At 59.6% G+C, this 12,056-nt stretch carries 6 protein-coding genes; 3 read left to right on the top strand and 3 right to left on the bottom strand.

Annotation, left to right across the window (positions count from 1 at the left end):
* Positions 1–133, top strand: a 133-nt coding sequence (locus ACIONG_RS28460; RefSeq protein WP_401304189.1) for a 50S ribosomal L9 C-terminal domain-containing protein, incomplete at its 5' end; no start/stop codon positions are given.
* A gap of 121 nt (positions 134–254) precedes the next feature.
* Positions 255–1,652: a replicative DNA helicase gene (gene dnaB, locus ACIONG_RS28455; protein WP_007915846.1), complete on the top strand. Its 1,398-nt coding sequence runs from the start codon at positions 255–257 to the stop codon at positions 1,650–1,652.
* A 43-nt stretch (positions 1,653–1,695) separates the two neighbouring features.
* Here the strand turns inward: dnaB and ACIONG_RS28450 are convergent, their stop codons facing one another.
* The 3 genes from ACIONG_RS28450 to ACIONG_RS28440 form a co-directional block, all read right to left on the bottom strand.
* Positions 1,696–6,342, bottom strand: a complete 4,647-nt coding sequence (locus tag ACIONG_RS28450) for an NEL-type E3 ubiquitin ligase domain-containing protein (RefSeq protein WP_401304184.1) — start codon at positions 6,340–6,342, stop codon at positions 1,696–1,698.
* A gap of 135 nt (positions 6,343–6,477) precedes the next feature.
* Positions 6,478–9,054 (bottom strand): hypothetical protein, encoded by a 2,577-nt coding sequence (locus ACIONG_RS28445; RefSeq protein ID WP_401304181.1) that lies wholly within the window; start codon positions 9,052–9,054, stop codon positions 6,478–6,480.
* Positions 9,055–9,097: 43 nt separating this feature from the next.
* Positions 9,098–11,497 carry a hypothetical protein gene (locus ACIONG_RS28440; protein WP_401304178.1) on the bottom strand — a complete coding sequence of 800 codons (2,400 nt, stop codon included), beginning with the start codon at positions 11,495–11,497 and terminating at the stop codon, positions 9,098–9,100.
* Between the two features lie 422 nt (positions 11,498–11,919).
* On the opposite strand from ACIONG_RS28440, the gene ACIONG_RS28435 reads away from it, so the two are divergent.
* A partial coding sequence (locus ACIONG_RS28435) for a hypothetical protein (protein ID WP_401304187.1) occupies positions 11,920–12,056 on the top strand: 137 nt, incomplete at its 3' end.

Genomic DNA, 12,056 nt, shown 5'->3' with positions numbered 1-12,056 from the left:
CGGCGTTGAAGTTGCGAAAAGCGAAGTTCGTCTGCCGAACGGCACCATCCGCAACGTGGGTGAATTCGACGTGGCTGTGCACCTGCACGCCGAAGTTGAAGCCACCGTACGCGTTGTCGTGGTAGCAGCTTAAGCAACACCTGATCGGCTGGCGGCTTGTCCGTCAGACGGTTAACATCGGGCACGATCCTGTTTACAGGTCGTGCCCTTTGTCTTTCTGAATTCCCTGTTTTTCCAAACAAACACAAGTGGCCATGAACGATATCTCCGCTCCCGAGCAATACGATCTGCAAACCGCTGCCCTGAAGGTGCCGCCGCATTCCATCGAGGCCGAACAGGCTGTTCTCGGTGGTCTGATGCTGGACAACAACGCCTGGGAACGCGTGCTCGATCAAGTCTCCGACGGCGATTTCTATCGACATGACCACCGTCTGATTTTCCGTGCGATCGCCAAACTGGCCGATCAGAACATGCCGATCGACGTCGTGACCCTGTCCGAGCAACTGGACAAGGAAGGTCAGACCTCGCAAGTCGGCGGCCTCGGTTATCTTGGCGAGCTGGCGAAAAACACGCCGTCCGTCGCCAACATCAAGGCCTATGCGCAAATCGTCCGCGAGCGGGCAACCTTGCGCCAACTGATCGGCATCAGCACTGAAATCGCCGACAGCGCCTTCAATCCTGAAGGTCGCACCGCCGCCGAGATTCTCGACGAAGCCGAACGGCAGATCTTCCAGATCGCCGAAGCGCGGCCGAAGACCGGTGGCCCGGTCGGTGTGAACGATTTGCTGACCAAGGCCATCGACCGCATCGACACCCTGTTCAACACCGACAACGCCATCACCGGCCTGTCCACCGGTTACACCGACCTCGACGAGAAGACCAGCGGCCTGCAACCGTCCGACTTGATCATCGTCGCCGGCCGTCCATCGATGGGTAAAACCACCTTCGCGATGAACCTGGTGGAAAACGCCGTGTTGCGCAGCGAAAAAGCGGTGCTGGTGTACTCGCTCGAGATGCCAGGCGAATCGCTGATCATGCGTATGCTCTCGTCCCTCGGCCGCATCGACCAGACCAAGGTGCGTTCCGGTCAGCTAGAAGACGATGATTGGCCGCGCCTGACTTCGGCGGTCAACCTGCTCAATGACCGCAAGCTGTTCATCGATGACACCGCCGGTATCAGCCCGTCGGAAATGCGTGCGCGGACCCGGCGTCTGGTGCGTGAGCACGGCGATGTCGGCCTGATCATGATCGACTACCTGCAACTGATGCAGATTCCGGGCTCCAGCGGTGACAACCGGACCAACGAGATTTCCGAGATCTCGCGATCCCTGAAAGCCCTGGCCAAGGAATTCAACTGCCCGGTGGTGGCGTTGTCGCAGCTCAACCGCTCGCTGGAACAACGTCCCAACAAACGTCCGGTGAACTCCGACCTCCGGGAATCCGGAGCGATCGAGCAGGACGCCGACGTGATCATGTTCGTGTACCGGGACGAGGTGTATCACCCGGAGACCGAGCACAAAGGCATCGCCGAAATCATCATCGGCAAGCAGCGGAACGGCCCGATCGGTTTTATCCGTCTGGCGTTCATCGGTAAGTACACCCGTTTCGAGAACCTTGCGCCGGGCAGCTACAACTTCGACGACGACGAATAATGGCTGGCCGGTATCAACCGGCCAGCCGTCCTCACCCCGCGTGTCATTCAGTTCCGCCGGCTGCCTCCTCGCCGGTGTGGCGCGCGGAATGCTCGTTCAGTTCCTGTCGGGACAACGTGACGATCAGCGCCTCTTCCACTTTCGCCAGCGATGTTTGCAGCGCCTTCGATTGCGCGTCGTAATCGGCGAATGCCAGCGTCCCGGCGGCGTGCGCGTCATCGAGAGTCGCCTGGCGATCCTGAAACGTTTGTTGCTGCACTTCAAATTGCACCCGGTACTTGTGAGTGACAAATTCCTGCCAGAACTGCCTCGACACCAGGGCGTCGAATGCTTCAGGTGAATTGTCCAGTGCGATGACTTTGTCGTACGCCGCATCCAGTTGCGCCTTGGACACCTCGACTAAATTATCGAAACCCATTCGCTCAGGCTGTCCCGGCAGTTGGAGTCGGTCTTTCAGGCGGTGGCGATAGAAAAGCCGGATCTCGACTTCCTCACGGACGTGAGGCGCTACCTGCGCTGCGGCTCCCTGGGGCCTCGACTCGAGGATCCTGGCCTCACGCTGGGCAATGTCCGCCGAAGCGATTTTGTCGACCTCATGCAAACGGAACAACGCTTTGGAAAGTGCAGACAGTTGCGGGCCTTGAGCATGATCTCGAGCTTGGCTGCGCGCATCGTGCACCATCGTCAGGATTTCCAGATTGGTAAACGTGAATGCCGCCCGATCACAACAGGCGGCGTCGCCCGCCCGGTCAAATACCTCTTTGCGCAGGCGTTCGGAATCCGCATTGTTTTCGGTGATGCTGTCGATCAGCTTCCAGACCCGTCGTTGAAGGTCGTGGTGACCGGTCGGAATGTCCAGCAAGCGTTCAAGCGTATCGAACAGACCCTCCGCGCGCGGCTGCTCATGCAGTGTTCGCCACTGGCTTCTTCTGGCTGTTACCTCATCTGTCGTCAGGCCCGATGTCCAGCGTGACATCGGATCATCTGTCGCTGGGCGTACGACGGGGGCATGGCCTCGTGCCGTGTCGATCAGGTTGCGCAGCCCCCTCAGCGGCATCTCGGCCGCTAACAAGCGCTCGTCGTATTGGAACAGCCGGGTTTGGGTTTCGGCGGACAGCGGATTGTTCCTGATGTCAGTCACGTTGTTGATGCGCACCGTATGGGCCAGTCGATCGTCTGGCGGGGCGATGACCGCATCCGGAATGTCTGTGATTCGGTTGTTGCTCAGATTGAACGTATCCAGTAATGGCTGATCGGCTATTCCGCTCGGGAAAGTGTCGATCCCGGTGTTGGCCAGATTAACCGAGCGAATGTCGGTCATCTGGCTGAAGTCCGGCGGGATGCCCAGTCGCGGATTTTCGTGCAGCCACAGGGCTCGCAGTGTTGTGCGCTCGGACAGTACGCGGGCGGTGTCGGCGGTCAGGGAAATCTGATTGTTCTGCAGGAAAAGTCGAGTCATCCCGCTCATTTCGCCAACGGCCGGCGGCAGTTCGCGCAGCTCATTTTGTGACAGGTCCAGCCAGCGCACATGGCGGAATCGGGTCAGAAAGCCTTCCGGCGAAGTGCTCAGCGCCATATTGCTCAATCGCAGAGAACCGACATGACTGAAATCGACGTCAATGTCCGGCAAGGTGGGCAGAATCAGGCCACTGAGATCCAGTTCCAGCCCGATGGGCGTGCGGTCATTGGCCAGTCTCTGCGGTGTTTCTCGGCGCCAGCACTTGATAATCCGCTCACTGGCCTTGACCCGGTCCGAGCGGGTCAGTGCGTTGGCCTCCAATTGGAACGCCCGAACGTAACCCCCGCGATTGCCTCCTCCAGAAAATACCCAGGCGTCGAGCTGGGTTTTCAGCACGCCAAACTCCTGTTCGAGGCTGTTGAGTTTCGTCGCCACGGTCCCGCGTTCAAGACCCCAGATGAACTCCCGACATTCCTTGATGCTCTTGCTCGGAAAGAGTCGTCGGTATCGCTGCGCTCTTGAGTTTTCGCTATCAAATGCCGAGGGCTGGGCGGTACCCCACAACTCGGGATGAGCCGTGTTCAGACGTCGCCAGAAACCGTCGAATTTTCTCCAGTACGCTGAGGGAAAGGCATTGCCTTCAAGCAAGGTACCGGCGTTGATCCGAGCGACCAAGGGCAATTGCTCAACGGGCGGATCAAGGAGTGCCTGCGGTACCTCACGCAGGCGGTTGTTGCGTAGATCCAGGTTGGTCAGCGCGGTCTTGTCCTGCAAGCCGGTAGGCCACTGACTGATTCCTGTATGGCTCAGGCTCAGGGAGGTCAGGCCAGACATGGCGCTGAAGTCAGGCGTCAGTTTGAGCGCCGGGTTATCGGCAAGATTGACCGTTTCCAATTGACTCAACGCGCTGAGTGTTGCTGCACTTTCCTCGTCCAGTTCAATACGGTTCGTGTTCAAGTCGAGGTGCTTGAGTTTGTTCATCTCGTTAATTTTTCCGGGCAATTTTCCAATCCCGGAGTGAGTGATGGACAAGTGCTCCAGATGGGGGAAGTTGGATAGGAACACGTCGGCCGCATCCGACCAGACAATGCTTTTCAGGGTCAGTGAACTAACGTGGCTGAAATCCGCGTTCAGATTCGGGAGTGGTCCGCCCTCCAGGAAAAACAACAGTGAATGCCGGGTAGTGCGTAGCCAGCACGCCTTGATTGACCTCGCGATTCGTTGCACCGACTTTTTTGTTGAGTCATCAGCTGTGGCGCTGCTGTTGTGACTACGAACGTATTCCTCCAGTTGCGTCTCCAGCCGCTCAAGTTCCTGCACGCGTGCGGCCAGCCCGGTTCGCGCGGCGTCGTCCATTTCCAGGACGAAGTCCTTGACCGCTTGCGCATCCTTGTCGGGATGCAGGCGTTGCACCATGACGATGTCGGCGGTGTCGCCGTCCAGTCTGAACGCGCCGCTGCCAGTGTGGGGCGCGAGCTCCGGGTGTGCAGCGGCGACGCGTCGCCAAAACCCTTCCAGCGTTCTCCAGTAACCCTGCGCAAACGCATTGTCTTCAAGCAGCGTGACGCCGTTGATCCGTGCGCGTGCCTGCAACTGATCGGCCGGTGGGTTTAGGATCGTTTCCGGTACTTCACTCAGACGATTCTGGCGCAGATCGACAAGTTCCAGCCCTGTCTGTTGTTCCAGGCCCGTCGGCCACTGGTCGATGCGGGTATTGCTCAGATTGACGACCTTCAACGCTGCCATGGCGCTGAAGTCCGGTGTCTGTCCAAGGGGATTGCCGGACAGGTCGATTCGCTCAAGCCGGGAGAGGGTGCTCAAATCGGCGGCAGCGGTGGCATCCAGCTGAATACGGTTGGAACTCAGGTCCAGCGCCTTCAGGGTTTTCAAGGTGGCGACAGCGTCGGGCAGCTTTTCCAGGGTGGTACGGGTGACGGTCAGGTGCTCCAGCCCCGAAAAACTGCTGAGAAACGTGTCGGCGGTGTCTGACCAGGTAATCTTGTCCAGCTCGAGCGTCCGGACATGGCCGAAGTCCGCTTTGAGCGGCGGCAACGTGGTTCCGTCCGGGGCAGGTAGCAGTTTCAGCGTTGTCCCGGTCTGCTGGCGCCAACAGCGTTTGATCTCCACAACGGCGAGCTCTATCCAGGCTTTGCTGGCGGCCGGCACCGGCGATTGCGTGTGGGTGCGAGACCAGGCCGTCAATTCTTTCTTGAGGGTCTTGTAATCGGTTTCGCGACGTACCAGACCGCCCGGGACATCGTCCCCCAACGATTGGATAAAGGTCCTGACTTGTTCTTCGCTAAACGACGGGTACAGCTTGCGCGCGCGCGCCGCCGGGCTGTTCAAGCGATTGAGTGCGCTGGTGAAACGCTCCATCAGTGGGCGGTGCGGAGTTTGCCCGGCGCGGTGCATGCCGCCTGCACCCGGGAGATTGACCCCGAGCCAGCCGTCCAGCGGATCGAACACAATGGCTTCCGAGCGGCCCGGGCGTGTCGCGACATATTGGTTGTCGGTGCTGGCGGCGACGGCATCGTCGGCCCGGACAATGCGCATCACCGGCGTCAGGGCCGTGGTGGCTTCAGGATCGTGCAAGGCTTGATAGGCGACCTTTTCAATCACCGCATAGAGCTTGCCGTCAAACCGGTGCAGGCCATCGTTGCCGGGCTCGACGCCGGTAAAGTCCAGTTCTGTGCGAAAAGCGTGCAAGCGACTGTCGCTCAGCGCAAAAGTGATGGGCGAGTCGTCCAGCTCATACCACAGTTTGCTCTGCGGATCGCGAACCAGCACCGGCCCCGAAGGTTGCAGTTCGCTGCTCAGTCTGGCGCGGTGCTGGCCGGTGTGCGGATCCACTCCGACCGGGACGACGCCAACCTCCGTCACCTCGACATAGCGGCGTCCCTTGAGCGTAATGAAACCGTCGGCGTCAGCCAGCGGAAGCGGCGTTGTTGTCGTGATCCGGTAATGTTCCAGTGGTCGCGGCGCAGGTGCGGAGACGATGACGGTGGAGGGAGTCTGGCTGATAGTGACCGGCGCCGGGGTGATGATGTCCAGGTCGGCGTGGGCGGGTGTGCTGCCCGCAGGTGTCGGGTGGCGCGGCCTTGTCACGGTCGGAGTATCGAAGTCCAGGTGCGGCAGGATGTCCGGTCGCGGCAGGCGTGGACTGTCTGTCTGCACGGGACGTGTGTGCACCTCGACACTGACGGTGTTTCGAGTGGGTGGTTTTACAGGCATGAAAGTTTCGTCCTTGAATAGTGTTGCGTCAGTTTCCGTAAGGGAATTGCTGAGCAGTTTTCGGCGTCATTGCCGAGTTAAAACGGGATATGACCGGTTACCGGCCGGCACTGCTGTGCCGGTCGGTGCAATTGTTCAGTTCGCGAGATCAAAGATTTTTTGCGCGGTCCTGCCATCGATGGTTTCGCGCCAAATGCGCACGTGAGGTCTGCCGGCCTGTTCATCCAGACGCTGCGATGTCACGCCGGATCGGCTTTGCGCGAGGGTTTTCAGATGGCCACCCTTGACCTTGAAGTTCAGCGCCGGGCTGTCCTGCTTTTCATAATGAAAGTGGACATGCCATAGGGGATCACCGGTTTGCCTGTCATTCACCGAGTAGATGCTGAGAAATTCCTTTTGCTGGCCTTTGCCTCGCTCGACCCGATCGTGGGTCTGCTTGACGCTCAGGTGACCGTGGCTGATCAGATACGCCACCCGGTCGGCACTCAGAACGGTTTTGTCCTTATAGAGGCGTACGCGAATGTCTTCGCCCTCGCTGCGCAAGCGCTGACTGCTTTGGCGCAGGCGCTGGATCAGCGGCTCTAAATCGGTGGCGAGCGGGTTGGGCGCCTGTTCGATCTGCACGCGCAAGTCATCGAGTTCTTCCGCCTTGGCACCCAGTGCATCGAGTATGTTGCCTGCGCTTTCCTTCGCTCTCTCGTCCTGGCGGGCACTGGCCAGGTGTGCCTCGACGGCTGCAAGGCTGTCGTCGGCTTCTGCCATCAGGGCGCCCAGGGTCTTGTCTTGCGTTGCGACGATCCTTTGCCATTCGCCTTCCTTGCGTTCATAGGTTTGCAACGTCTGAGTCGGGTTGTCGCTGCTCATCACATCAATCACTTCATCGCCCGCCGGGGTTCGCCGAGGCTGGCCGATACAGATCTTGAAGTTGCCATGATGGCGGGCGCGGAATACTCGCTTGGGCGGTGGCGTTACCCCGGTACGCTCCTGGGCCGGGATGAAGTCGAAGTCGATGGGCTGGTCGTGGATCGGTAGCGCCATGGTTCTTTCCAGATCATGGTGGTAGCGCGCCAGGCGTTCTTCCAGGGTATTTTCGAAGGCTCGTATCGCCTGGGTGATTTCGTTTCTCGAGTTCACATGCGCTGGATCAGGCGGCAGGGAAAAACGTTCGTAAGAAGCGCGGATGGCCGCGCACTGGTCCAGCAACATGCTCAGTACGGCGATTCGGGCGTCGTCGGGCATGCGCTCGATGGCTTGAAAAGCGGTGGTCGCTTCCGAGAACGCGATCGCCAGTTGCGCTGGAACAAAATCTGCACCCATCGGCACTTCCGTCAGCAGACGGCTGCGCGCATCAACCCAGCGTGCGGTCACCGCGTGAATATCAGTCGGGTCGAAACCCACTTCGGTCAATTCACTCTGTGACGAGGGCGAGCTTTTGAGGACGTCACTTGCGATTTGCTGGCGTTTTTCCATCAGCGTCAGTTTGTTCGCCAGATAGGTCGCGGCCGTGCGATAGGCCTCGAGAATATCCACGGGCGTGCGCAGTTCCTGCATGTGCCGCGCATCCCTGACGAACATCAGGCGGGTGTAGGCAGCGATTTGCGCTATCTGCCTTTCGATCAACTCCTTTTTGTAGACGGTGCTGGTTTTGACCATGGCCAACGCCTCGCGCTGGTTCAGGTAAAAACTGGCGGAGTCATCCAGTAGAAGCATCAATCGGCGAATCTGTACTTCCATCGCAATCGCTGCGCCTCTTTCGCCCTCTTTGCCTTTTGCCTCGCGCCACTCGGTTTCCAGTTGCCTGGAATCCACTACCGCCTGATTGATCGCCTCCGTGTCGTTTTTCAGGCGCAGCTCCAGACTGGCCACTGCCGTTGCTGCGATGCTGCTTTTTCTGGCCCTCGGCATGCCGCTTATGCCACCGACCAGAATGCCCACCCAGCCTTCCACCGCGTCGTGGACAATCGGCTCCGAGCGGCCCGGGCGTGTCGCGACGTAAAGGTTCTGATCGTCACGGGCGACAGCATCCTCTGCCCGGACAATGCGCTTGACCGGTGTCTGCGGCGAGGAAAAATCCTCATCATGGAGAATCTGATACGCGTACTTGTCGATCACCACGTACAGTTTTCCCTGATGGCGATGCAGCTTGTCAGGGCCGGGCTCGACGCCGGTGAAATCCAGGTCAGTGCGAAAATCCAGCAGGCGACCGATCGGCAACGGGTAGGTGATCGGGGCAAAGTCAGCCAGCGGGCGCCACAGCTGACTGCCGAGGTCGTAGGACAGCATCGGACCAGAAGGCTGCAATTCGCTCGGCAGTTTTGCCTGGTACTGGCCTGTTTCCGGCTCGGTCACGATATGCACGACGCCGCCCTCCGGCACATTGCCGTAACGACGTCCCCTGAAAGTCCTGAATCCCTCGGCGTCAGCTTGCGGAAGCTGGGCCTCGGCGCTGATCCAGTAATGCCTGAGCGCTTGTTGCGATGCCGGATTGACCACTTCAGGGGTGGATAAAGGCTGACTGATGCTTACGGTTGGCGCTGGAGTGATTGCCTCCAGGTCAGCGTCGGCCAGCGAGCTGTCCGATCGTTGAGTGGTACGCACAGCGCGTGCGGTGGGGGAGTCAATCGGGCGCCGTACAGGACCGGTTGGCTGTTCGCCAGGGCGCGTATGGACATCTACGCGGGTGACGCCTTTTGCGGGTGGTTTCGGTGACATGTCTTCATCCTTGAAGAGGGGGGGGCTGGTTTTTGTAACGGTCTCAGGGCGCCAGTTCGAAGATTTTCTGTGCCGTTCGACCATCGAGGGTTTCCCGCCAGATCGCCACATGCGGCCGCCCGGCCTGCTCATCCCGACGTTGCGAGTTACTGCCCGTCGCGCTTTGTGCAAGGGTCTTGAGGTGACCGCCCTTGACCATGAAATCCAGCGCGGCGCTGTTGCGTTTTTCGTAATGGAAATGCGCCTGCCACAACGGCTCGCCCGTATGCCTGTCGTTCAGCGCATAGATATCGATGAAGTGTTTGTACTTGCCCCTGCCTTGCTCGAGCCGTACCTGGATTTTGCTCACGCTCAGGTGATCCTGGCTGATCAGATACGCCACTCGGTCGGCGCTCAGAAAGGACTTGTCCTTGTACAAGCGGATCCGGATGTCTTCGCCCTCGCGGCGCAAGCGCTCACTGTCTTGCCGCAGGCGCTGAACGAGCACGGCGATGTCGTTTTTCGCCGGGTTCGGCGCGCGTTCGATCTGTCGACCGAGGTCGTCTAGCGCTTCGGCGGCATCACCCAGTTGCTCGACGATGTTGGTGGCGTTGCGTTTTGCCCGCTCATCCTTGCGGGCGGTATTGAGGTGCGTCTCGGTCTGTTCCAGATGCACGCCGGCCTGGGTGATCAGGGTCGACAGATTTCTTTCTTGCGTGGCCACCAATCGCTGCCATTCCCCTTCGCGGCGCTCGTAGGTTTGCATGACCTTTGCCGGGTTGTGCGGATCCATGACATCGATCAACTCTTCGCCCAAGGCGTTGCGGCGTGTCTGTCCGACCCGGATCTTGTAGACACCGTGGTGTTTGCTGCGAAACATTCTTTTGGCTTGCGGTGCCGGTTGGTTTTTGCGTTGTGCAGGAATGAAGTCGAAATCGATCGACTGATCCTGTGATGGCAGCGACGTGGTTCTTTCAAGGTCGCGGTGGTCGACAGCGATGCGGTTTTCGAGGGTGTTTTCAAAGGCCTGAATGGCTTCGATGATTTCCTGCCGCGAGCTGGCATGCACCGGCCCAGGTGGCAGTTCGAGGTCTTCGTACGAGGCTCTGATCGCCGCGCACTGGTCGACCAGGTTGCTCAGCACCGCGATGCGTGCCGCCACCGGGATACTGTCGATGTCACGAAAGGCAAACGTTGTTTCGGTAAAAGCGTAAGCAAGGTGGATCGGTTTGAAGTTGTTGTCGGTAATCGGCACATCGGTGAGCAAGCGGCTTTTGGCATCGACCCAGAACGCCTTGGTCTCATGGATTTCTGTCGGGTAGAACCCGATGTCGATCAGTTCGCTTTCCGACGCACGCGTTCGCTTGAGTATGTCGAGGGCAATCTGCTGGCGCTTTTCCAGCAGGGCCAGTTTGCTTTTCAGGTAATTGACCGTCGAGCGATAGGCCTCGAAAGGATCATTGTAGAAAGAGATGTCCAGCCGCTTGCGTGAATCACCGGCACTCATGAGCCGTGTATAGGCTTCAATGCGTTTTTTCTGAATGTTGTGCAGGTCACCGGCGTAGAGGGCGCTGCCTTTGAGGGGTTGCAGGGTATCCCGTTCATTGATGTAGAAGTTGGCGGCCTGCTCCAACGCTGCCAGTTGTCGATGAAGCTGTACTTCGAGCTGGACGAGTGCGCCTTTCTCGAGTTCTGTGCCTCTCACCACACGCCAGGCAGCGTCCAGATCGTCAATACGCGTTGCGCCCTGATGGATCAACTCGGTCTGGGTCTGCAACTCGAGTATCAGATCAGCTGCGGTAAGACGTTGCACCTTGTCGGGTTTCGAGCGGCGCATCCCGCCTGCACCGGCAATGACGATGCCCCGCCAGCCGTGTTGTTCATCGAACACGATCGGCTCGGACCTTCCCGGGCGTGTGGCGACAAAGCGGTTGTCGCCGTCTGCGGCGACCGCATCATCGGGGCGCACGATACGCATCACCGAAATCTGCGCGGTGGAGGCCTCGGGATCATGCAGAACCTGATAGGCGCGGCGTTCAATCACCGCGTAGCGTTTGCCGTCGAAGCTGTGCAACCCATGGCTGTCGGGCTCGACATCGGTGAAGTCGAGATCCGTGAGAAAGCCTTGCAGACGTGCTTCGGTCAACGGATACAACATCTCGGCGGCAGGCTCCACTGCCGGGTGCCAGAGTTTGCCGTCGGCGGCCCTCACCAGCACGGGCCCGGAAGGGCTCAGCTCGCTCGCCAGCCGGGCGCGATACGGGCCGTTTTCCGCAATTGCCGCGACTTGTACGGTGCCGCCGGGAACATCGACGTACTGGCGACCTTTGTAGGTTCGCAAGCCCTGCTCATTGGCTGGCGGAAGATGCGCATCGGTGCTGATCCGGTAATGCGTCAGCGGCATTGGCCCGAGTGCGGCTGCGGGCAGCGGCGCGGGTGTTGGCTGGATGGTGATGGCGGGCACTGGCTGGATTGCATCAAGGTCGACGGCGGCCGGTGTTCTGCCCGGTCGCACGACACGCGGTGCCGCTATCGCCGTCGCGGGGCAGGAATCGACAGGCTTTGTTGTATCGCGCCTTGGCGCAGACCCGCCTGCCGGTTCGCCGGGGCGAGCGTGGATCTCTACGGTGACAGTGCCTCTAGTGGGCGGTTTGGGTGACATTTCTTCATCCTTGAAGGGTTGTCGTAGTGGACGCGATGCCCCGGAGGGCAACGGTGTATCGGGTTCGACTGGCGCGGGTCGCGGTGCGGCAATGTGCGCGGTCGGGCGGTTTTTGGGCCAATGGAACGAGCCCGGAGAGAAACCGACCACTGCCGTCGGAATTGGTCAAATTTTGTGCTATATTCCGCGCCCGCGATTTTTCATCTCAACACCGGTCGTCCGACATGCAAGCAGCCAAGCCGTTATTTGACTATCCAAAATATTGGGCCGAATGTTTCGGGCCAGCGCCGTTCCTGCCGATGAGCAGGGAGGAGATGGATCAGCTTGGCTGGGATTCCTGCGACATCATCATTGTTACGGG

Origin of the sequence: Pseudomonas sp. NPDC087817 (assembly GCF_044742875.1) — a bacterium.
In the GTDB taxonomy this organism is placed as follows: domain Bacteria; phylum Pseudomonadota; class Gammaproteobacteria; order Pseudomonadales; family Pseudomonadaceae; genus Aquipseudomonas.
This window is presented reverse-complemented; position numbering and strand designations above follow the sequence as displayed.